This is a genomic window from Micromonospora sp. NPDC003241, assembly GCF_053589795.1.
On the sequence record NZ_JBSFSO010000011.1, the window covers coordinates 48,580 to 70,641 of the forward strand.

The 22,062-nt window shown below is 72.1% G+C and carries 21 protein-coding genes; 15 read left to right on the plus strand and 6 right to left on the minus strand.

Going from position 1 to position 22,062, the window contains the following annotated elements:
- Positions 1-8 precede the first annotated feature (8 nt).
- From ACWDVW_RS11960 to serA, 4 genes are all read left to right on the plus strand, one after another.
- Entirely contained in the window at positions 9-1,874 is a 1,866-nt protein-coding gene (locus ACWDVW_RS11960) for an acetolactate synthase large subunit (protein ID WP_396749247.1), read from the plus strand.
- Complete coding sequence (ilvN, locus tag ACWDVW_RS11965) at positions 1,874-2,389, plus strand: acetolactate synthase small subunit (RefSeq protein ID WP_350693563.1); 516 nt, start codon at positions 1,874-1,876, stop codon at positions 2,387-2,389. The genes ACWDVW_RS11960 and ilvN overlap by 1 nt, the downstream gene beginning before the upstream one ends.
- Positions 2,390-2,509: 120 nt before the next feature.
- Complete coding sequence (gene ilvC / locus ACWDVW_RS11970) at positions 2,510-3,523, plus strand: ketol-acid reductoisomerase (RefSeq protein WP_449947210.1); 1,014 nt, start codon at positions 2,510-2,512, stop codon at positions 3,521-3,523.
- Between the two features lie 293 nt (positions 3,524-3,816).
- On the plus strand, positions 3,817-5,415 hold the full coding sequence (gene serA, locus ACWDVW_RS11975; protein ID WP_350693566.1) for a phosphoglycerate dehydrogenase: 1,599 nt from the start codon (positions 3,817-3,819) through the stop codon (positions 5,413-5,415).
- A 104-nt stretch (positions 5,416-5,519) separates the two neighbouring features.
- Here the strand turns inward: serA and ACWDVW_RS11980 are convergent, their stop codons facing one another.
- Together ACWDVW_RS11980 and ACWDVW_RS11985 are read right to left on the minus strand one after the other, a co-directional pair.
- Positions 5,520-5,879: a hypothetical protein gene (locus ACWDVW_RS11980; RefSeq protein ID WP_449947213.1), complete on the minus strand. Its 360-nt coding sequence runs from the start codon at positions 5,877-5,879 to the stop codon at positions 5,520-5,522.
- A 347-nt stretch (positions 5,880-6,226) separates the two neighbouring features.
- A complete protein-coding gene (locus ACWDVW_RS11985) occupies positions 6,227-7,072 on the minus strand; it encodes an FAD:protein FMN transferase (protein ID WP_449947442.1) in 846 nt (281 codons plus the stop codon).
- Between the two features lie 216 nt (positions 7,073-7,288).
- On the opposite strand from ACWDVW_RS11985, the gene ACWDVW_RS11990 reads away from it, so the two are divergent.
- Complete coding sequence (locus ACWDVW_RS11990; protein WP_350693569.1) at positions 7,289-8,320, plus strand: 3-isopropylmalate dehydrogenase; 1,032 nt, start codon at positions 7,289-7,291, stop codon at positions 8,318-8,320.
- A gap of 242 nt (positions 8,321-8,562) precedes the next feature.
- Positions 8,563-9,660 (plus strand): branched-chain amino acid aminotransferase, encoded by a 1,098-nt coding sequence (locus tag ACWDVW_RS11995; RefSeq protein ID WP_396749240.1) that lies wholly within the window; start codon positions 8,563-8,565, stop codon positions 9,658-9,660.
- 128 nt (positions 9,661-9,788) lie between these two features.
- Here the strand turns inward: ACWDVW_RS11995 and ACWDVW_RS12000 are convergent, their stop codons facing one another.
- Both ACWDVW_RS12000 and ACWDVW_RS12005 read right to left on the minus strand, forming a co-directional pair.
- Entirely contained in the window at positions 9,789-10,526 is a 738-nt protein-coding gene (locus ACWDVW_RS12000; protein WP_449947218.1) for a tyrosine-protein phosphatase, read from the minus strand.
- Positions 10,527-10,597: 71 nt separating this feature from the next.
- Positions 10,598-11,110, minus strand: coding sequence for a PRC-barrel domain-containing protein (locus tag ACWDVW_RS12005; protein WP_449947221.1), 513 nt, complete (start codon positions 11,108-11,110; stop codon positions 10,598-10,600).
- Positions 11,111-11,419: 309 nt separating this feature from the next.
- On the opposite strand from ACWDVW_RS12005, the gene cimA reads away from it, so the two are divergent.
- Entirely contained in the window at positions 11,420-13,003 is a 1,584-nt protein-coding gene (gene cimA, locus ACWDVW_RS12010) for a citramalate synthase (protein WP_396749233.1), read from the plus strand.
- 12 nt (positions 13,004-13,015) lie between these two features.
- On the opposite strand, the gene ACWDVW_RS12015 is transcribed toward cimA, so the two are convergent.
- Entirely contained in the window at positions 13,016-14,005 is a 990-nt protein-coding gene (locus tag ACWDVW_RS12015) for an endonuclease/exonuclease/phosphatase family protein (RefSeq protein WP_396749230.1), read from the minus strand.
- Positions 14,006-14,389: 384 nt separating this feature from the next.
- Here ACWDVW_RS12015 and ACWDVW_RS12020 point away from each other — a divergent pair, with 384 nt between their 5' ends.
- The 8 genes from ACWDVW_RS12020 (at position 14,390) to ACWDVW_RS12055 (ending at position 21,138) form a co-directional block, all read left to right on the plus strand.
- Entirely contained in the window at positions 14,390-14,884 is a 495-nt protein-coding gene (locus ACWDVW_RS12020; protein ID WP_449947226.1) for a hypothetical protein, read from the plus strand.
- 212 nt (positions 14,885-15,096) lie between these two features.
- On the plus strand, positions 15,097-16,149 hold the full coding sequence (locus tag ACWDVW_RS12025; RefSeq protein WP_449947229.1) for an AAA family ATPase: 1,053 nt from the start codon (positions 15,097-15,099) through the stop codon (positions 16,147-16,149).
- Positions 16,149-17,165 carry a DUF58 domain-containing protein gene (locus ACWDVW_RS12030; protein ID WP_449947232.1) on the plus strand — a complete coding sequence of 339 codons (1,017 nt, stop codon included), beginning with the start codon at positions 16,149-16,151 and terminating at the stop codon, positions 17,163-17,165. The genes ACWDVW_RS12025 and ACWDVW_RS12030 overlap by 1 nt, the downstream gene beginning before the upstream one ends.
- Positions 17,162-18,121 (plus strand): VWA domain-containing protein, encoded by a 960-nt coding sequence (locus ACWDVW_RS12035; protein ID WP_396749220.1) that lies wholly within the window; start codon positions 17,162-17,164, stop codon positions 18,119-18,121. Before ACWDVW_RS12030 ends, ACWDVW_RS12035 begins: the two co-directional genes overlap by 4 nt.
- 53 nt (positions 18,122-18,174) lie before the next feature.
- Positions 18,175-19,029 (plus strand): S1C family serine protease, encoded by an 855-nt coding sequence (locus ACWDVW_RS12040; protein WP_449947235.1) that lies wholly within the window; start codon positions 18,175-18,177, stop codon positions 19,027-19,029.
- A 110-nt stretch (positions 19,030-19,139) separates the two neighbouring features.
- Positions 19,140-19,418 (plus strand): hypothetical protein, encoded by a 279-nt coding sequence (locus tag ACWDVW_RS12045; RefSeq protein WP_449947238.1) that lies wholly within the window; start codon positions 19,140-19,142, stop codon positions 19,416-19,418.
- A gap of 24 nt (positions 19,419-19,442) precedes the next feature.
- Complete coding sequence (arfB, locus tag ACWDVW_RS12050; RefSeq protein ID WP_396749215.1) at positions 19,443-19,868, plus strand: alternative ribosome rescue aminoacyl-tRNA hydrolase ArfB; 426 nt, start codon at positions 19,443-19,445, stop codon at positions 19,866-19,868.
- A 121-nt stretch (positions 19,869-19,989) separates the two neighbouring features.
- A complete protein-coding gene (locus tag ACWDVW_RS12055) occupies positions 19,990-21,138 on the plus strand; it encodes a cellulose binding domain-containing protein (protein ID WP_449947241.1) in 1,149 nt (382 codons plus the stop codon).
- Positions 21,139-21,183: 45 nt separating this feature from the next.
- Here ACWDVW_RS12055 and ACWDVW_RS12060 read toward each other — a convergent pair whose 3' ends face one another.
- Positions 21,184-22,050, minus strand: coding sequence for a 3-methyladenine DNA glycosylase (locus ACWDVW_RS12060; protein ID WP_449947244.1), 867 nt, complete (start codon positions 22,048-22,050; stop codon positions 21,184-21,186).
- Between the last annotated feature and the right edge of the window lie 12 nt (positions 22,051-22,062).

Consider the following 22,062-nt stretch of genomic DNA (forward strand, 5'->3'; position numbering starts at 1 on the left):
AAACCGCCATGACGAGACCCACGCCAGAGACCCTCGCCCACTCCGCCCGGCGGGCCCGTAGCGCCGCCGAGACCACCGACGCCGCCCGCGCCGCCACCCCCACCCCGGCGGTACGCCCCACCCAGGCCCAGTCCCAGGTCTCGGGCGCCGGTTCGCTGGTGCGTTCCCTCGAGGCGCTCGGCGTCGACGTCGTCTTCGGTATCCCGGGTGGCGCGATCCTTCCGGCGTACGACCCGCTCTACGACTCGACCGTCCGGCACATCCTGGTCCGGCACGAGCAGGGCGCCGGGCACGCGGCCACCGGTTACGCGCAGGCCACCGGCCGGGTCGGGGTGTGCATCGCCACCTCCGGGCCGGGCGCGACGAACCTGGTCACCCCGATCGCCGACGCGTACATGGACTCGGTGCCGCTGGTGGCGATCACCGGTCAGGTGGCGCGGCCCTCGATCGGCACGGACGCCTTCCAGGAGGCGGACATCCAGGGCATCACGTTGCCGGTGACCAAACACAACTTCCTGGTGCAGAACGCCACCGAGATCCCCCGGGTGCTGGCCGAGGCGTTCCACCTGGCCTCGACCGGCCGTCCCGGCCCGGTGCTGGTGGACATCCCCAAGGACGTGCTCCAGGCGCCGACCACCTTCGCCTGGCCGCCCACCCTGGACCTGCCCGGCTACCGGCCCACCCTGCACCCGCACGGCAAGCAGATCCGGGAGGCGGCCCGGCTGATGAGCAACGCCCGTCGCCCGGTGCTCTACGTCGGCGGCGGTGTGCTCAAGGCCGGTGCCACCGAGGGTCTGCGCAAGCTGGCCGAGCTGACCGGCATCCCGGTGATCACCACGCTGATGGCGCTGGGCGCCTTCCCCGACTCGCACCGGCAGCACCTGGGCATGCCCGGCATGCACGGCACCGTCGCCGCCGTCTACGGCCTGCAGAAGGCCGACCTGATCGTGGCGCTGGGCGCCCGGTTCGACGACCGGGTCACCGGCAAGCTGGACTCGTTCGCACCGGACGCCGCCGTGGTGCACGCCGACATCGACCCGGCCGAGATCGGCAAGAACCGGCACGCGGACGTGCCGATCGTCGGTGACGCCCGGCACGTGATCGACGAGCTGCTGGCGGCGGTCAACGCCGAGCGGGCGGCGGGCCGTGGCACCGACATCACCGACTGGTGGGCGCAGCTCGACGACCTGCGTGAGCGGTACCCGCTGGGCTACGAGGAGCCCGGCGACGGCACCCTCTCCCCGCAGTACGTGATCAAGCGGCTGGGCGAGATCGTCGGACCGGACGCGATCTACGTCGCCGGGGTGGGCCAGCACCAGATGTGGGCCTCGCAGTTCATCTCGTACGAGAAGCCGCAGACCTGGCTGAACTCCGGCGGCCTCGGCACCATGGGGTACGCGGTGCCGGCGGCGATGGGTGCCAAGGTCGGCATGCCGGACACGGTGGTCTGGGCGATCGACGGCGACGGCTGCTTCCAGATGACCAACCAGGAGCTGGCCACCTGCGCCCTGGAGGGCATCCCGGTCAAGATCGCCGTGATCAACAACGGCAACCTCGGCATGGTCCGCCAGTGGCAGACGCTGTTCTACGGCGAGCGGTACTCCAACACCGACCTCGGCACCCACAAGCACCGCATCCCGGACTTCGTCAAGCTCGCCGAGGCGCTGGGCTGCATCGGGCTGCGCTGCGAGAACGCCGAGGACGTCGACAAGACCATCGAGGCCGCGATGGCCATCAACGACGCACCCGTGGTGATCGACTTCGTGGTCGGCAAGGACGCCATGGTGTGGCCGATGGTCCCTGCCGGCACCAGCAACGACGAGATCATGTTCGCCCGTGGCGTCCGCCCGACCTTCGACGAGGACGATATTTAATGACCATGCATACGCTCTCCGTGTTGGTGGAGAACAAGCCGGGCGTGCTGGCCCGGGTCTCCGGGCTGTTCTCCCGGCGGGGTTTCAACATCGACAGCCTCGCCGTCGGTGAGACCGAGAACCCGGACGTCTCCCGGATCACCATCGTGGTCAACGCCGAGTCGTCGCCGCTGGAGCAGGTCACCAAGCAGCTCAACAAGCTGGTCAACGTGCTCAAGATCGTCGAGTTGGACCCGTCGACCTCGGTGGCGCGCGAGCTGCTGCTGGTGAAGGTGCGTGCCGACCGCAACGCCCGCGCCCAGGTCCTGGAGACGGTCAACCTGTTCCGGGCGCGGGTGGTCGACGTGGCCTCGGACACGCTCACCGTCGAGGCCACCGGCACCCCCGACAAGCTCGACGCGCTGCTGCGCGACCTCGAACCCTTCGGGATCAAGGAGATGGTGCAGTCCGGCCTGGTGGCGATCGGCCGCGGCTCGCGCGCCATCACCGCCGGCCCCGCCCTGCGGGCCGCCTGACCCGAGACCGCCGGCCCGTCGCGCGGGCCGTCCGAACCGAACCGCCGGCCCGGCTGCTTGAGGCCGCGGCAACCACGAAGCCACGACGGGCCACTGCGGCCGCCGTACGAAAGGGAAGTCATGAGCGTTGAGGTGTACTACGACGACGACGCCGACCTGGGCCTGATCCAGTCGAAGAAGGTCGCCGTGATCGGGTACGGCAGCCAGGGCCACGCCCACGCGTTGTCGCTGCGCGACTCGGGTGTCGACGTGGTGATCGGTCTGCCGGAGGGTTCGAAGAGCCGGGCCAAGGCGGAGGAGCAGGGCCTGCGGGTGCTCACCCCGGCCGAGGCGGCCGCCGAGGCCGACGTGATCATGGTGCTGGCGCCGGACACCGCGCAGCGGCACGTCTACGCCGAGTCGATCGCGCCGAACCTCAGCGCCGGCAAGGCGCTGTTCTTCGGGCACGGCTTCAACATCCGGTACGGCCTGATCACGCCGCCGGCCGAGGTGGACGTGGCGATGGTCGCCCCGAAGGGCCCCGGTCACCTGGTCCGCCGGCAGTACGCCGACGGCAAGGGCGTGCCCTGCCTGGTCGCCGTCGAGCAGGACGCCAGCGGCGGCGCGCTCGCGCTGGCCCTGTCGTACGCCAAGGGCATCGGTGGCACCCGGGCGGGCGCGATCAAGACCTCCTTCAAGGAGGAGACCGAGACCGACCTCTTCGGCGAGCAGGCGGTGCTCTGCGGCGGTGCCGCAGCGCTGGTGCAGACCGGTTTCGAGGTGCTCACCGAGGCCGGGTACGCCCCCGAGGTGGCCTACTTCGAGTGCCTGCACGAGCTGAAGCTGATCGTCGACCTGATGTACGAGGGCGGCATCGCCCGGATGCGGTACAGCGTCTCCGACACCGCCGAGTACGGCGACCTGTCCCGGGGCCCGCGAGTCATCGACGGCCGGGTCAAGGAGGAGATGCGCAAGATCCTCAGTGAGATCCAGAACGGCGAGTTCGCCCGCGAGTGGGTCGCCGAGGACGAGGCCGGCCGCCCCAACTTCAGCAAGTGGCAGGCGGAGGGCGCGGCGCACCCGATCGAGGAGACCGGCGCCAAGCTGCGCGGCATGATGAGCTGGGTCGACCGGCCGATCACCGAGACGGCCTGAGATCTCGGCCACCTGAGAGCACTCTCACCGACGGCACCCGGACCCGACGTTCTCCCCGACGTCGGGACCGGGTGCCGTGCTGTTCACCGGGATGGCTAACGATCGTTAACACGCACGTCACGTCCGGTTTGTGAGGGCACTCACCCCGTGGTCCGGGGCGCGCCGGGCTGGCCGCCCCCTACGATCGCGGTAGGTGCTCCAGGCGGCACCTGACGGCCATGGCCCCGCCCGCGCCGGGCGCAGCGCAGCGTCCCCGCACCGGCCGACCGCTCTGACGACATCTACGAGGACCAATGACTCCTGTCGTACTGATCGCCGAAGAACTCGCCCCCGCCGCCATCGAGGTGCTCGCCCACGACTTCGACGTCCGGCACGTCGACGGCACCGACCGCCCGGCCCTGCTCTCGGCGCTCTCCGAGGCTCACGCCGTCATCGTCCGCAGTGCCACCCAGATCGACGCCGAGGCGATCGCCGCCGCTCCGCGACTCAAGGTCGTGGCCCGGGCCGGAGTGGGTCTGGACAACGTCGAGGTGCCCGCCGCCACCGCGCGGGGTGTCATGGTCGTCAACGCCCCCACCTCCAACATCGTCTCCGCCGCCGAGCAGGCCGTCGCGCTGCTGCTCGCCGTCGCGCGGAACACCGCCAGCGCCAGCGCCGCGCTCAAGGCGGGGGAGTGGAAGCGGTCCAAGTACACCGGTGTCGAGATGCAGGGCAAGACCGTCGGCGTGGTGGGCCTGGGCCGCATCGGCGTGCTGTTCGCGCAGCGCATCGCCGCCTTCGGCACCCGGCTGATCGCGTACGACCCGTACATCCAGCCGGCTCGCGCCGCGCAGCTCGGCGTACGCCTGGTCGGGCTGGAGGAGTTGCTGCGGGAGAGCGACTTCATCTCCATCCACCTGCCGAAGACCCCGGAGACCGTGGGCCTGATCGGTGAGAAGGAGCTGTCCATCGTCAAGCCGGGCGTGCGGATCGTCAACGCCGCCAGGGGTGGCCTGGTCGACGAGCAGGCGCTGGCCGACGCGCTGGCCGAGGGCCGCGTCGCGGGCGCCGGTGTGGACGTGTACGCCAAGGAGCCGTGCACCTCCTCGCCGCTGTTCGCCCTCGACAACGTGGTGGCCACCCCGCACCTGGGCGCCTCCACCGCCGAGGCGCAGGACAAGGCCGGTCTGGCCGTGGCCAAGAGCGTCAAGCTGGCCCTCCAGGGCGAGTTCGTGCCGGACGCGGTCAACGTGCAGGCCGGCGGCGTGGTCGCCGAGGACGTACGCCCGCTGCTGCCGCTGGCCGAGAAGCTCGGCCGGGCGTTCACCGCGGTCGCCGGTGGGATCGCCGCCAGCGTCACCGTCGAGGTGCGCGGCGAGATCGTCGACCACGACGTCACGGTGCTCAAGCTCGCCGCCACCAAGGGGCTGTTCAGCTCGGTGGTGGAGGAGCAGGTCACCTACGTCAACGCGCCGCACCTGGCCGCCCAGCGCGGCGTGGAGGTGTCGCTGACCACCCAGACCGACACCGTCGAGTACCCGGTCCTGGTCACCGTGCGCGGCGCGCTGCCCGACGGCCGTACGGTCAGCGTCTCCGGCACGGTGACCCACGCGGGCACCCGGGACATCATCAAGCTGACCGAGGTGGACGGCTTCGACGTGGAGATCGGTGCGGAGGGCATCCTGCTGTTCCTCCGGTACGCCGACCGCCCGGGCGTGGTCGGCACCGTCGGCACCCTGCTCGGCGAGGCCGGCATCAACATCGCCGCCATGCAGGTGGCCCGCCGGGAGGCCGGTGGTGAGACGCTGATGACCCTCACCGTCGACCAGGCGCTCGGTGCCGAGCTGCTCACCTCGGCCGCCGACTCGATCGGCGCGACCGCGGCCAGCGCGGCGGACCTGCGCGACGAGTAGTCCACACACGACCGACAGGGGCCCGGCCGTCGGCTGGGCCCCTCGTCGTGTCGCCGTCCGTCGCGGAACCGACCGGGGTGTCGGTGCGCGGCCGGGCGGTGTGGTCAGCCGGGCAGTCGGACGGCCGGCGGCGGATAGACCGAGCCGTCCTGCGCGTCGAACAGCATCAGCCGGTATTCGCCGGCGAATCGCTCGATGTCCAGCAGCACCTGGTCGGGGCAGCCCGGATCCAGGTTCATCTCCACGTGGTCGGCCGCCGCGTGCAGCGGCATCACCGCCCAGGGCGTCCGGAAGCCGTTCGGCCGGTCGGGGTAGCTGGCGGTGATCGCCCGATAGAAGGCCACCACCCGTGGGTCCGGTTGGCGTTCGCCGTGCCGGCCGTTCCGGCACTGCTGCACCGCGGCTCGTACGTCCTCGGGCGTCGCCCCGTCCGGCAGGGCCCACACGCTCAGATCGAAACTCACGGCGGACAGCGTGCCATCCGGTGTGCACCTTGTCGAAAACGGCCCGGTTGCGAGAGCGTTAGCGCGCCGATGGAATCGTTCCAGAAGCTCCCCTGTGGAGCCCTTGCCGCGAATCACGTCAATTCGATAGCGTACGGGTGCGGTTACCGGCCGAGTTCGTGGCAGCGGCCCGTCTTCGGGTGGCGAGGTCGACGTCCGGCCGACCGGCCCGCACCCCTCGATTGCGTGAGCCCTGCGCATTCGTCGCCGACCGGCCTCCACGGTCGTTGCCGCGGCCGTGGAGGCCGATCGTTGCCGTCGCCCACACTCGACACTCCCACCTCGTGCCGATGTGTACGCCTCCCGAGTCAGCGCCGGGTGGCGAACAACGCGTGGTAGTCCGAATCAGACCGGAACCAGGCGAGTCCGGCCGGCCCGGCGGCGTACAGGGCGGTGGCGTACGCGTCGGCCACCGTCAGGTCGGGACCGACCACCGTGGCGGCGATCAGTTCGTCGGCGGGCTCACCGGTGTGCGGATCCACCACGTGACCCTGCCGTCCGGTCACCCCGGAGGTGCCGATCGCGCCCGCCGTCATCTCCAGCACCAGCGGTGCCCGGCGACGGTCGGTCGGGTGGTGCACCGCGATCCGCCATGGCCCACCGTGTGCGGCGTTTCCGCGTACCACCAGGTCGGCGCCGGCGAGCACGGCGTAGTCGTGGATGCCGGCGGCGCGCAGCCGGGCCGCGGCCCGCTCGACCGCCCACCCACCGAGCAGGCCGCCCGGGTCGAACCCGCCGGGCACCGCCCAGGCGTCGAACCAGCCGTCCGTGGCCGCCCGCATGGCGGCGCACCGGTCGACCAGCTCCGCCAGCGGCGGGTACGACTCGGCGCTGATCTCGCCCCGACGCAACCGGGACACCAGGCTCTCCGGTCGGTGCGGGCTGTAGGTCAGGTCGATGGCCCGCAGCTCGGCGACGGCGTCCCGCAGCGCCTCGCCGACGCCCCGGCGGCCGAGCCACTCGGGGGCGTTCAGCAGCAGGCGGTACTGCGCGGTCGAGGTGCGCACGGTGTGTGTGACGGCGATCCGGTCACCGGCCACCGTGGCGGTGCGGTCCGGCTTGGGGTCTCGGGTGCCCAGCCGCAGGTCGGGCCGGCGGTAGCGGAAGACCGCCGGGTCGATCCAGCGGGTCCGTGGCTGCTCGTCGGTCCACATCGTGTCCGCCCCCTCCTCGACGTCCGCCGCGCCGTTACGCCGACCGTCCGGGCCGGATGGCCCGTTGGAGATCACCGTAGGCAGCGGACATGACCGCCCCATGAATGCCTCCTGGGAAGGTGCTGTGCGTCGGCGATTTCCCGAAAAGTGGAACACTCGTACCGGGAGGCGGGACGGCAGCGTACGGTCGACCCGATACGAGCGAAGGAGCTGACGGTGGCACGGATCGCGGTGGTGGCCGGGGACGGGATCGGACCCGAGGTGGTCGCGGAGGCCCGCAAGGTCATCGACGCGGTGCTGCCGGGCGTCGAGGCGACCGAGTACGACCTCGGCGCGGCACGTTACCACCGCACCGGCGAGGTGCTGCCCGACTCGGTGCTGGCCGAGCTGGCCGAGCACGACGCGATCCTGCTCGGCGCGGTCGGCGACCCGACCGTCCCGCCCGGCGTGCTGGAGCGGGGCCTGCTGCTCAAGCTGCGGTTCGCCTTCGACCAGTACGTCAACCTCCGCCCGTCGCGCCTCTGGCCCGGCGTGGCCAGCCCGCTGGCCACCGTCAAGTCCGGCGAGGTGGACCTGGTGGTCGTCCGCGAGGGCACCGAGGGCCTCTACGCCGGTGCCGGCGGCGCGCTGCACCGGGGCACCCCGGCGGAGATCGCCACCGAGGAGAGCCTGAACACCCGGCACGGGGTGGAGCGGGTGGTCCGGGACGCCTTCGCCCGCGCCCGTCGGCGCGAGCGGCGCAAGGTGACGCTGGTGCACAAGACCAACGTGCTCACCCACGCCGGCTCGTTGTGGGCCCGCACCTTCGAGGCGGTGGCCGCCGAGCACCCGGACGTCACCACCGAGTACCAGCACGTCGACGCCGCCGCGATGTTCCTGGTCACCCAGCCGCAGCGGTACGACGTGGTGGTCACCGACAACCTCTTCGGTGACATCCTCACCGACATCGCCGCCGCGGTCACCGGCGGGATCGGCCTGGCCGCCAGCGGCAGCATCAACCCGGACGGGACGTACCCGTCGATGTTCGAGCCGGTGCACGGCTCCGCGCCGGACATCGCCGGCCGTGGCGTGGCCGACCCGGTCGCCGCCGTGCTCTCCGGTGCCCTGCTGCTCGACCAGCTCGGGCACGCCGACGCCGCCGCCCGGATCACCGCCGCGGTCAGCGCGGAGCTGGCCGCCCGTGGCCCGGACGTAACCCTGCGTACGGCCGAGGTAGGCGACCGGATCGCCGCGCAGGTATCCGCCTGAGGTTGCCGCTGCGTCGCCGGTGATCCCGGTGACGAGGGTTCGAGGTGCGCGCCGGGCGAACTCCCGGACCTCGGCACGACCCCGCGTCGATCAGCACGTTCCGTGGGCTCCGTACCGGTTGTCGGCTTGCTACCCGCCGGTCGACCTACCCGCTGAACGACCGTTCGGGGTAAGTTTCTGGCACAAAAAGTTTCCGGCATGCGGTCGGTGCATGTCGTCGTACCCCCAGGGAGGTCAGCGCAATGAGCGGTGGTGACAAGCTCGACTTCGAGATCCGTCCGAATCCCGCGCCGGTATCCGCCGCCGATCGGGCCGCGCTGCTGGCCAACCCCGGATTCGGTCGGGTGTTCACCGACCACATGATCACCGTCCGTTACGCCGAGGGCAAGGGCTGGTACGACGCCAGGGTCGAGGCGCGCGCGCCGATCCCGATGGATCCCGCCAGCGCGGTGCTGCACTACGCGCAGGAGATCTTCGAGGGAATGAAGGCGTACCGCGCCGCGGACGGCGGGGTGACCATGTTCCGCCCGTACGCCAACGCGGCCCGGTTCAACATCTCGGCGACCCGGATGGCGATGCCGACGTTGCCCGAGGAGACCTTCGTCGACTCGCTGCACCGGCTGATCGAGATCGACCGCGAGTGGATCCCGGAGGGCGAGGACGGCAGCCTCTACCTGCGGCCGTTCATGTTCGCCAGCGAGGTCTTCCTCGGTGTCCGGCCGGCCAACGAGTACCTCTACTCGGTGATCGCCTCGCCGGTGGGGGCGTACTTCTCCGGCGGCGTCAAGCCGGTGACGGTCTGGGTCTCGCCCGACTACACCCGGGCCGGGCCCGGTGGCACCGGCGCGGCCAAGTGCGGCGGCAACTACGCCGCGTCGCTGGCCGCCCAGGCACAGGCCATCGAGCACGGCTGCGACCAGGTGGTCTTCCTGGACGCGGTGGAGCGCAAGTACGTCGACGAGCTGGGCGGCATGAACGTCTTCTTCGTCTACGACGACGGCTCGGTGGCCACCCCGCCGCTGACCGGCACCATCCTTCCCGGCATCACCCGGGAATCGGTGATCATGCTGGCCGAGGCGGCCGGACACCGGGTCGAGGAGCGTCCGGTGACCTTCGACGAGTGGCGTGCCGACGCCGCCAGCGGCCGGCTGCGTGAGGTCTTCGCCTGCGGCACGGCGGCGGTGATCACGCCGATCGGCGTGGTGCGCTTCCCCGAGGGGGAGTTCGCCGTCGGCGGCGGCGCGCCGGGCACGGTGACCATGGGCCTGCGTCAGCAGCTCGTCGACATCCAGCGGGGCAAGGGCACCGACCCGGCCGGCTGGGTCCACCGCGTGCTCTGAGCCGTTCTGAACTGCTCTGAGATGCAAGGAAGGGTCCCCTGCTAACGCCTACGGCATAGCAGGGGACCCTTCCTAACATCCGGACGGTGTAGCGCCGTGCGCGCGGCAGCGGCGTCGGGTGCGCTCGCTCAGGCGAGCAGATGGGTGCGCAGGGCGGTGAGCTGTTCGTCGGTGACTCCGGCGTGCCGCAGGTAGTCCTCGACCGAGCCGTGGCCCGCCCGGATCTCGGTGAGGAACAGCAGCATCGTCTCGGCCGGCGAGGACAGGAACGGCGCCGGCAACGCCGGGGCGTCGGGCAGGGTGGCGGCCACCCACTCGCTGAACCGTTGCGAGGCCTCGGTGCTCAACGCGTAGTCCGACGCGATCTCCTCGTCGTCGACGCCGAGCACGGCGAGGGTCAGCCCGCAGACGATCCCGGTGCGGTCCTTGCCGGCCACGCAGTGCACCACCACCGGGCTGTTCGCCGCGTCGGCGATCAGCCCGATCGCCTTGGCCAGCCCGGCCGTGCCGGTGCGGGCCAGGTCGGCGTACCGGTCGGCGAGGTAGCGGGCCAGGTCGGTGTGCGAGTCGTACAGCCCGGCCCACTCCGCGTGCTCGGGATGGATGTTGCGGTAGGTCAGCCCGTCGAACTCGGGGACCCGGCCGTCCCGCTCCACCTCGTGCGGCCGACGCAGGTCGATGACCGTGCGGACACCGAGCGCCGCGAAGGCGTCCCGGTCGCCGTCGCCGATGCGGTGCAGCGAGTCGGAGCGGTAGAGCCGGCCGGTGCGTACGGTCCGGCCGTCGTGCCCCCGGTAGCCGCCGACGTCCCGGAAGTTGAACGTCGTGGTGAACGGGATCCTGCGGTTGACCTCGATGGCGTCCACCCCTGTCACGGTAGACGGCCGGCGGGCGGATGCCCACCGGCCGTCAGGCCGTACGCCCTGCAGGGGAGTCGTCAGCGGAGGTGGCCGGGCGGGGTGGCGGCGTACGTGTCGTTGTAGTAGCCGCCGAGCTTGTCCCGGTACGCCGGGTCGGTGGCGGTCTCGTCGTACTCCGGAGCGGCCTTGATCTGGTCCTTCTCGCGGTCGACGTAGACCTTCTGCTCCTCGTGGTCGACGTGGTTGACGGTGCCGGCGGGCAGCATGACCTTCTTGCCGAAGATCCACGGCCCGGTGTCGACGACCAGGTAGCTCGCGTTGACCTCCGCGCTGTTGCTGTCGATCTTGCCAATCGACCCGTCGGTGGCCTCGACCTTGTAGCCGACCAGGTTGGCGCCGGCCACTCCGGCCTCGTCCCGGTAGCTCCACGGGTCGAAGGCGCCGGCGGGGGCGCCGCCGGGCACCGTCCCCTGGTCGCCCTGGATGGTGACGTCCTCGCTCGACACCGCGCGCAGCGTCGGGTCGGACTGAGTGCCGTGCAGCGCCGGGTCGGGCGTGGCGTGCGTGCTGTCCGGGTTGATCCTGTCCATGGGATCTCTCCTGCCCCGACTGTGGTCAGTCGTCTCGGAGGAAGTGGTTCGCTGTCCCGAAGACACGTACCCGGCGCGACGTCTTCTACACCCACTGCGGGGAATCCGCCTCGATGTCCCGTCCCGACATGTGGATTGTTTCTCCCACAGGCTGTCTGAGAGTGGCAGAGTACCCACCGTGACCAGCACCGCCCTCATTATTGGCAACTAGCGCGCCGGCTTCTCCCTCCGCCGAGCGCGCAGACCTCCCGCATCCGCGGGGGGTCTTTTTGTTGCGTCGGCCGGTGCCTGTACGAAGGGATCTCCCCCATGACGTTCCAGGTCTACGACACGACCCTGCGCGACGGTGCCCAGCGCGAGGGGGTCAGCTACTCGGTGGTCGACAAGCTCGCGGTGGCCCGGCTGCTCGACGAGTTCGGCGTCGGCTTCATCGAGGGCGGGTGGCCGGGTGCGGTGCCCAAGGACACCGAGTTCTTCCGCCGGGCGCGGACCGAGCTCGACCTGAAGCACGCGGTGCTGGTCGCCTTCGGCGCCACCCGCCGGGCCGGCGCGGTCGCCGCCGACGACCCGCAGGTGCGCGGCCTGCTCGACGCGCAGACCCCGGCGATCGCCCTGGTGGCCAAGGCCGACCTGCGGCACGTCGAGCGGGCGCTGCGCACCACCGCCAAGGAGAACCTGGCGATGATCCACGACACGGTGACCCACCTGGTCGCCGAGGGGCGGCGGGTCTTCGTCGACGGCGAGCACTTCTACGACGGCTACCGCCACGACCCGGCGTACACCGCATCGGTGGTGGAGACGGCGCTGGCGGCCGGGGCCGAGCGGTTCGTGCTCTGCGACACCAACGGCGGGATGCTGCCCTCCTGGGTCACCGCGGCCATCTCCGACCTCACCGACCGGATCGGGGTCGCACCCGAGGTGCTCGGCATGCACGCGCAGAACGACACCGGGTGCGCGGTCGCCAACACCCTCGCCGCCGTCGAGGCGGGCGTCCGCCACGTGCAGGGCACCGCCAACGGGTACGGCGAGCGGCCGGGCAACGCCGACATCTTCGCCGTCGCGGCGAACCTCCAGCTCAAGCTCGGGCTGCCGGTCCTACCGGAGGGCTGCCTGGAGCAGATGGTGCGGGTCTCCCACGCCATCGCCGAGATCGCCAACATCGCCCCCGACACCCACCAGGCGTACGCCGGGGCCGCCGCCTTCGCCCACAAGGCGGGGCTGCACGCGAGTGCGATCAAGGTGGATCCGCTGCTCTACAACCACGTCGAACCCGAGGTGGTGGGCAACGACATGCGGATCCTGGTCACCGAGATGGCCGGCCGGGCCAGCATCGAGCTCAAGAGTCGTGAGCTGGGGCTGGATCTGGCCGGCCATCCGGAGACGCTGTCCCGGGTCACCAACCGGGTCAAGGAACTGGAGGCCGGTGGCTGGTCGTTCGAGGCCGCCGACGCCTCGTTCGAGCTGCTGGTCCGCTCCGAGTTGCCGGACGCGGCACCGGCCCGGCCGTTCGCGCTGGAGTCGTACCGGGTGCTGGTCGAGCACCGCGAGGACGGCGCGGTGGTCTCCGAGGCGACCGTCAAGATCCGGGTACGCGGCGAGCGGGTGATCGCCACGGCCGAGGGCAACGGCCCGGTCAACGCGCTCGACGAGGCGCTGCGCGTCGGCCTCGGCCGGCACTACCCGGAGCTGCGCAACTTCGAGCTGGCCGACTACAAGGTCCGCATCCTGGAGGGCAGCCACGGCACCGGCGCGGTCACCCGGGTGCTGGTCGAGACCGCCGACGGTCGGGGCGGTGGCTGGACCACCGTCGGCGTGCACCCCAACGTGGTCGAGGCGAGCTGGCACGCCCTGGTCGACGCGCTGACGTACGGCCTCGACCGCGCCCGCGTGTAGCACCGCACCCGGCTAGCCGGCGGTCGAGGGCAGGCGCAGGTCGGCGAGGACCATCCGGTGGTCGCTGCCGGGTAGCGGGTGCACCGTCACGGCGCGTACCGCGATCCGGCGGTCGACCAGTACATGGTCGATCACGACCGGCGGGATGGGGTCACCGTCGTACGGCCCCCAGGTGCCGGTCAGCCCGGCGCCGACCGAGGCGGCGGCGTCGGCGTACCCGGTGCGTAGCAGGGCACGCAGCGGGCCGTGGTCGAGGGTGGCGTTGAAGTCACCGGCCAGGATGCTCAGCGGCCCGTCCGGGGTGGCCGCTGGTTGGGCCGCCAGGTCCGCGCGCCAGCCGGGCACCTGGTCCACCGCGTACGGGGCCGCCGGGTGGACCGACTCGACACGGACGGCCGGCGCCCCGGGCACCGCCACCGTCGCGTACGCCTGGGTGAAGCTCCAGCCGCCACGGAGTTGGCGGACGCCGCCGTCGCCGATCGGGTGGCGGGCGTAGAGCCCGGAGCCCGGCGTGCCGTCCATCGGGTTGAGCTGCCGATGGGGGAGCAGGTCGGCCAGGCCCAGCCGGTCCAGGTCGGCCTGGGCCGTCGGGGTGAACTCCTGCACCACCAGCACGTCCACCCGCGCCTGCCGGACCAGCGCGACCACCGTCCGTGGGTCGGCGGCACCGGCCAGCAGGTTGGCGGTGAGCACGCGCAGTTCCGGCCCGTCGACGGTCGGCTGCGGCGAGGGCAGCGCGCGGGGCACGACCGCCGCGAGCAGCGCCGCCGTGGTCACCGCCGCGACCACCGCTGGCCAGCGGCGTCGCAGGGCGACCGCGAGCACCACCGGGATCAGGCTGCCGAGCAGCGCGTACGGCGTGAAGGCCAGCGCCTGCACCAACGGTCCCCGGTCCAGCCCGGCCAGCCGGACGACCGCCCACCCGGCCCCGGGGGCGACGGCGAGCCAGCAGAGCACGGTACGTCCGGACAGCGTCGACGGCCGGCCGAGGGTGATCGCCACAGCAGGCAGGGTAGCCGTCGCCCGACGACCGGCGATCGGCGGAGATCCACCGCGTACGCGATTGACCGAATGGTTCTCACGCCTCGTTCGCGAATGTGTCTCTCACAATTGCTGACGATGTTCCGACATTGCTTCAGGAGCGTGAAGGGTTATTGACCGACGGTATTTTCCGGTGTTACGTTCCTGCTGGTCGGGTGGTTGCGGTCGGGAGATTTTCCCAGCTCAGAGCGTTTGTGGGCCATCGAGTGCAGCCGTTTGTGGAAGCGAATAAAAATGACGCATCCAGCGTTCGGCGGTCACTGCGGCCCGACCTCGAAATAGGCACTATCCGCCCCGCGTGTCGCGGGTCGGGTGTATCCCCACGGTCACCAAGGGAGACCTGTCATGACCAGATTTTTCCGACGGAAGGCGGCCGCGGTGTCGATCGCGGCCCTGGCCCTGGCCCTCGCCGGCGGTGGTATCGCCGCGGCGAAGCCCACCGTGTCGGGCAACCAGCCCACCGCCCGCGCCACCGCGCAGCAGCCGGCGGTCACCACCGCCTCGATGAACAGCGCCCGGTCCCTGCTGGCCAAGGGCGAGGTCGCCGCCGCCAGCACCTCCGGGTACGCGACGGCGGTCAACGCCAACGGCACCAAGGCCCGCGGTGACGGGGTCGTCATCAAGTACGGCGTCGGCCAGTACGAGGTGCAGTTCGGCACCAACGTCACCACGGGTATCTACGTGGCGACGATCGGCCGGCCGGACTCGTGCTGCGTCCCGCCCGGCGGGGAGGTCTCGGTGGCACCTCGGCTGCTCACTCCGAACGGGGTGTTCATCCAGACGCGCAACTCCGCCGGCGTCGCCGCCGACCTGCCGTTCTTCCTTCTCGTGCACCGCTGAGCGGCGCACTGTCAACGGCCTCCGCCCCGCCGGGCGGGGGCCGTTGTCGTGCTGCGGGACCGCCGTCCCGGTTCGGCACCGAACGACCGCGACCGGCACCTTCGCGGCGTCCGGGACGGTCCACGTCGTAACGGTGGCGGTCGACCCGTCTGGGCCGGGCAGGGCCGGTAATTCCGACGTTTGCCCGAGGTCCGCCTCGGGAAGCAAGCACCGTGACGGACATCTCGGACACCATGGCCAGCCTGCCCAGCCCGGTCGATCCGGACGCGACCGCAGCCGAGCTGGACCAGACGCTCTTCGAGGTCAAACGCGTGATCGTCGGGCAGGATCGGCTCGTCGAGCGCCTGCTCGTCGCCCTGATCGCCGACGGGCACTGCCTCCTGGAGGGCGTGCCGGGGGTGGCCAAGACGCTCGCCGCGCAGACGCTCGCCACGGTCGTCGGCGGCACCTTCTCCCGCATCCAGTTCACTCCCGACCTCGTCCCCTCGGACATCGTCGGTACCCGCATCTATCGGGCGTCGAAGGAGAGCTTCGACGTCGAACTCGGGCCCATCATGGCCAACCTGGTGCTCGCGGACGAGATCAACCGGGCCCCGGCCAAGGTGCAGTCCGCGCTGCTGGAGGCGATGGCCGAACGTCAGGTCTCGATCGGCGGGCGCAGCTACCGGGTGCCGGAGCCGTTCCTCGTGCTGGCCACCCAGAATCCGATCGAGTCGGAGGGGGTCTACCAGCTCCCCGAGGCGCAGCGTGACCGCTTCCTGATGAAGATCCTCGTCGGCTACCCGGACGGCGCCGACGAATTGGCCATCCTCTATCGGATGAGCGCCGACCGACCACGGGCCCGTCCGGTGCTCGACGCGGACCGCCTGCGCGCCTTCCAGCGGCAGGCCGCGCAGGTCTTCGTGCACCACGCGATCGCCGAGTACGTGGTCCGTCTCATCCTCGCCACCCGGGACCCGGTCCGGTTCGGGCTGCCGGAGATCGCCCCGCTGCTGGCGTACGGCGCCAGCCCGCGCGCCACCCTCGGCTTGGTCGCCGCCGCGCGGGCGCAGGCGCTGCTGCGCGGCAGGGAGTACGTGCTGCCCGATGACGTCCGGGAACTCGCGGGTGACGTGTTGTCGCACCGGCTGGTGCTCTCCTTCGACGCGGTCGCCGACGGGGTGACCGCCGAGGCCGTCGTGCGCCGCCTGGTGGAGGTGGTCCCGCTGCCCCGGGTGGCGGCCACCGGCCAGCCCGAGTACGCCCCTGACCTGGCCGCCGCCTGATGGCCCGCCGATCCGCCCCGGTGCCCGTACCGGCCGATCCGGTGCTCGCCGACCTCACTCCGGACCAGCGGCTGCGTCGGCTGGAACTGACCGTCACCCGCCGCCTCGACGGCATGCTGCACGGCGAGCACCGGGGCCTGCTGCCCGGTCCGGGCAGCGAACCCGCCGGCAGCCGGGAGTACCGGCCCGGCGAGGACGAGGTCCGCCGGATGGACTGGTCGGTGACCGCCCGGACCACCGTGCCGCACGTCCGGCAGGTGGACGCCGACCGGGAACTGACCACCTGGCTGCTGGTGGACGCCAGCCCCAGCATGGAGTACGGCACCGCCGAGCTGGACAAGCGGGAACTGGCGGTGGCCGCGGTCGCCACGGTCGGCTTCCTCACCACCGGTCCGGGCAACCGGCTCGGCGCCCAGGTGCTCACCACCTCCGGGCTGCGTCGGCTGCCGCCGCGCGGTGGGCGTACCCATCTGCTCGGCCTGCTGCGCGGGCTGCTGGCCGAACCCCGGGTGGGCGGCCACGACGGGCCCGGTGGGCCGTCGCCCGGCGCGGCCGACCTCTCCGACGCGGTGGCGGCGGTGCACCGGGTGGCCCATCGGCGCGGCCTGGTGGTGGTGGTCTCCGACTTCCTCGACGGTCTGCCCGACGATCCCCGGCTGCCGGCCACCTGGGAACGCCCGCTGCGCCGGCTGGCCGTGCGGCACCAGGTGCTGGCGGTGGAGATCACCGACCCTCGTGAGCTGGAACTGCCGGACGTCGGTCTGATCACCCTGGCCGACCCGGAGACCGGCGAGCGGCGCGAGGTGTGGACCGGCGACCGGCGGCTGCGCGAGCGGTACGCGGCAGCCGCCGCCGCCCAACGCGACCAGGTCCGGGACGCGGTACGCCGGTCCGGCGCGACCCACCTGAGCCTGCGCACCGACCGGGACTGGGCGGCCGACGTCGTGCGGCACGTCCACGCGCAACGGCGGCTGGCCGCCGCCGGAGCCGGCCCGCACCGGGGAGGTGCGGCATGATCTGGCAGTCACCGGTGCGGCTCTGGCTCCTGCTCGGCGTGCTGGCCCTGGCGCTGGCCTACCTGGTGGCGCAACGGCGGCGCAGCCGCTACGCGGTCCGCTTCACCAACCTGCGGCTGCTCGACCGGGTCGCGCCCCGGCGCCCGACCTGGCGGCGGCACCTGCCCGCCGGTCTCTTCCTGGCCATGTTGGCGCTGCTGGTGGTGGGTTTCGCCAGACCCACCGCCGAGGTGCGGGTGCCCCGGGAACGGGCCACCGTGATGGTGGCGGTGGACGTGTCCACCTCGATGCTCGCCGGTGACGTGGACCCGGACCGGCTCACCGCCGCCAAGAGCGCCGCCCGGCGGTTCGTCGACGGTCTGCCGGACGAGTTCAACGTCGGGCTGGTCGCCTTCGCCGGCAGCGCGGCGGTGCTGGTGCCGCCGAGCACCGACCGGGAGGCCCTGCACGACGGCATCGAGCGTCTCGCCGAGGGGGTGACCGGCGTGCAGGGCACCGCGATCGGCGAGGCGATCAGCACCTCGCTGGGGGCGGTGAAGGCGTTGGACGAGGCCGCCGCGACCCAGCCGCCACCGGCCCGGATCATCCTGCTCTCCGACGGGGCGAACACCTCGGGAATGGACCCGATGGAGGCCGCCGCCGACGCCGTCGCGGTCGAGGTGCCGGTGCACACGATCTCGTTCGGCACGCTGAGCGGCTTCGTGGACCGGGGCGGTCGGCCGATCCAGGTGCCGGTGGACGGCGAGACGTTGCAGGCCGTCGCCGAGCAGACCGGCGGCGTCTTCCACGAGGCCGCGACGAGCGACGAGCTGCGGGCCGTCTACGACGACATCGGCAGCTCGGTGGGCTGGCGCAAGGTACGGCAGGACGTCTCGTCCCGGTTCATCGGGCTCGGACTGGTGTTCGCGATGGGTGCGGCGTACGGCTCGATGCGGTGGTTCTCCCGCCTGCCCTGATCCGCCCCGTCGACCCGGCCGACCCGGGCCCGCCACACGTGAGGAGCGTACGAATGGCAGTGCAGACCGGACTGGGTGAGCCACGCGGGCCCTGGTTCGTCTCGCCGGACCTCGGCCCGGACGGGCGGGGCGGACCGGACGGGACGAGCGGTGACCGGGCGGCGTGGAGTTGGCGCCGCCGGCTGTTGGCGGGGCTGGCGGTGGTGACGCTCTCCACCGGATCGGGGGCGTTGGCCGGGGGCTGGGTGGCCGGTCGTGACGGTGTACCGGGTCCGGCTGCGGCATCCGCCGCCCCGGTGCCGGCCGAGCTGGTCACCGCGGCCGAGAAGACCGTGCCCGGAGTGGTGTCGGTGCTGGTGGGCGACGGGGGCGGCGCCTCGGCGACCGGCTCCGGGTTCGCCGTCGACACCGAGCAGCACATCATCACCAACGACCACATCCTGGCCAAGGGACGCGGTGCGGTGACCGTCGAGCTGCCGGACGGCCGGCGGCTCGCGGCGGAGGTGGTGGGCCGGGAACCGGGCAGCGATCTCGCCGTGCTCCGGGTGCCGCCGTCCGCCGGGCTGACGGCGTTGCCGTTGGCCAAGCCGGGATCGACCCGGGTGGGCGAGCCGGTGCTGGCGGTCGGTTCGCCGCTGGGGTTGCCGGGCACGGTCACCGCGGGGATCGTCAGTGCGCTGGACCGCCAGGTCCGCCTCGGTGACAACCGGCACCGGGCGGTGCAGACCGACGCCTCGATCAACCCGGGCAACTCCGGTGGGCCGCTGGTCAACGCCCGGGGCGAGGTGGTCGGGGTGAACACCGCGATCGCCACCATCGACGGCAACGGCTCGATCGGCATCGGGTTCGCCATCCCGATCGAGCAGGTGCAGCAGACCGCCGACACGATCATCGGCAAGGGCGGCTGATGTCACGTACGGTCACTGTCCGATTACGTGCGGATGCGCGGTCTGTCGGGTTTCTGGCGGTCAATGATCGGAGAATGGAAATATTACGCTGAGTATGGATACTGGCGTGGGTGGAGCGTCCTCTCATCGCGGTCCTCCTGCTGGTGGGCCTCATCATCGGAAGTGGTGTCGGGTCGTCGTACGCGCGGGCCCGGCGCGGCTGGAACGACTACCGGGCGGCGAAGAAGACCGTGCCCGGCGCGCGTCGCGCTGCCTGGCTGTTGATCAAGGTAGTCACCACGAAGGTCGGGGTGATCGCCCTGTTGCTGGTCGGGGCGGTCGCGTACGCGGCGGCCGGTGGCGACGAGTCGACCGTGCCGGAGTCGAATCCGAGCAGTGCTCCGAAGTAGCCGCCGGCACGTTAGCCTCGGTGCGTGGACGACGGACTGCGGGTGACCGACCGGTGGAGTGTCCCCGCCGCCGAGCTGCGGGAGCGGTTCTCCCGGTCGTCCGGGCCCGGCGGTCAGGGGGTCAACACCACCGACTCCCGGGTCGAGCTGAGCTTCGACCTGGCCGGGTCGCCCAGCCTGCCGGAGTCGCTGCGGGCGCGGGCGCTGGAGCGTCTCGCCGGCCGGCTGGTCGACGGCGTGCTGACCATCGCCGCCAGTGAGCACCGGGCGCAGCTCGCCAACCGCGAGGCGGCCCGGGAGCGGCTCGCCGCACTGCTGCGCGAGGCGGTCGCCCCGCCACCCCCGCCGCGTCGGCCGACCCGCCCGTCGCGGGCCGCCAAGGAGCGTCGGCTCGCCGAGAAGAAGCGCCGCTCGCAGCGCAAACGCGACCGTCGAGCGGACGGCGAGTAGCGCGGCGCGAGGCGGTGGCTGCGGCCATCGATTGATGAACATCGTTGCGTCTGGTTGACTGTCGGCGGGAGCGCCAGGGCCGGTCACCACAGCCACCACTCGTGACGGGAGTCCCTCCACCATGCTCCGAAGGTCCCTGCTGACCGCCTCCACCGCCGCCGTCGCGGCGGTCGTCCTCGCCCTCGCCGCCGGCTCGGTCGCGGCCCGTCCCTCCGCCGCCGCACCGGCCGCTCCCTCCGCCGACAACCGACCGGCACCCGCCGTCGCCGCTGCCGACCCGGTACGCGTGATGCCGCTCGGTGACTCCATCACCGGCTCGCCGGGCTGCTGGCGGGCGGTGCTCTGGAACCGCCTCCAGTCCGCCGGGCACACCGCCGTCGACTTCGTCGGCACCCTCGGCCCGCAGGGCTGCGGCCAGCCGTACGACGGCGACAACGAGGGGCACGGCGGGTACCTGGTGACCAACGTGGCCAACCAGAACCTGCTGCCGGGCTGGCTGTCGGCCACCCGCCCGGACGTCGTCCTCATGCACTTCGCCACCAACGACGTGTGGAGCAACCTCGCTCCGGCCACGATCCTGGCCGCGTACGGCCGGTTGGTGGACCAGATGCGGGCCGCCAACCCCGCCATGCGCGTCCTGGTCGCGAAGATCATTCCGATGGCGCCGAGCAGTTGCCCCGAGTGCGGCCAGCGGGTCGTCGCCCTCAACAACGCCGTCGACGGGTGGGCGGCGGGCAAGACCACCGCCCAGTCGCCGATCGTGGTGGTGGACCAGTGGACCGGCTTCAGCACCACCACCGACACGTACGACGGGGTGCACCCGAACGCCGCGGGCGACCAGAAGATCGCCGACCGCTGGTACCCGGCGCTGGTGGCGGCCCTGACCGGCGTACCCACGCCCACGCCCACCGCGACGCCCACGCCCACCGCGACACCCACGCCTCCCGCGACGCCCACGCCGCCGGTGGGCGGCTGCGTGGCGAGCTACCGGGTGGCCGGACAGTGGCAGGGCGGATTCCAAGGAGAGGTGACCGTCCGTAATGGAGGGTCGACCGCGATCGCCGGTTGGACGGTGCGATTCGACACCGCCGTCGGTCAACGGATCACTCAGGCGTGGGGTGCCGAGGTGGTCCAGAGCGGAACGACGGTCACTGCCCGTAACGCGGGCTGGAACGGCGCGCTGGCCTCCGGTGCCCAGACCACGTTCGGCTTCCTGGCCAGCACCGCCGGCACCCCCATCGTCCCGACGGTGAGCTGCACGGCCTCCTGAGCATCGGTGCGGGGCCGCGTCCATCGGAGGTGGCCCCGCCCGGTGTCAGGCGGGGATCGCCGCCAGCAGCCGATCGCGCAGCACCCCGGCCCGCTCGGCGAACTCCCGCTGCGCCCCGGCGTACGCGGCCCGCCCCTCCGGGGTCTCCACCCGCACGGGCGGGTAGCCGAGCGCCGCCAGGTCGTACGGCGAGGCCCGCATGTCCAGCGTGCGGATCTCCCGGGCCAGCGCGAAGGCGTCGGCGACCAGCTCCGACGGCACCAGCGGGGAGAGTTTGTACGCCCACTTGTACAGGTCCATGTTGGCGTGCAGGCAGCCCGGCTGCTCGTGGTCGTGCTGCGTGTCCCGGGTCGGCCGGAGCACGTTGAGCGGGCGGGCCGGCTCGGTGAAGAACCGGTACGCGTCGAAGTGGCTGCACCGTACGCCGCGCTCCTCGACGACCTCGGCGGTGCGCTCCGGGCTCAGCCGCAGCGGCCAGGCGCGGTGCCGGACCTCGTCCTGGTTCTGCCGGTAGACCATCGCCCACTCGTGCATCCCGAAACAGCCCAGGTGGGCGGGGCGTGCCGAGGTCGCCGCCAGCAGAGACCCGATCCAGCGCACCGACTCGCCACGACGGGCCAGGACCGCCCCGGTGTCGAGGACGACCCCACCGTCGACCAGCCGGTAGTCCGGACCGAAGTCGACCGCGTCCGCCTCGCGCAACAGCACCCCCACACCCGGATGCCATCGCCGCAACTGCGCCGGCCGGCACGAGTAGTAGGTGAAGAGGAAGTCCTCCACCGGATGCTTCTCGCCCCGCCTGCGGCGCTCCAGGTGCCCGCTGAGCCAGCCGTCCACCCGCTCCTCGTGGGCGCGGCGGCGCGCCTGCCAGTCGGCCGCGTCGAGCACGGCGGGGGCGAGGGCGGCGGTCATCGTCCCAGGGTA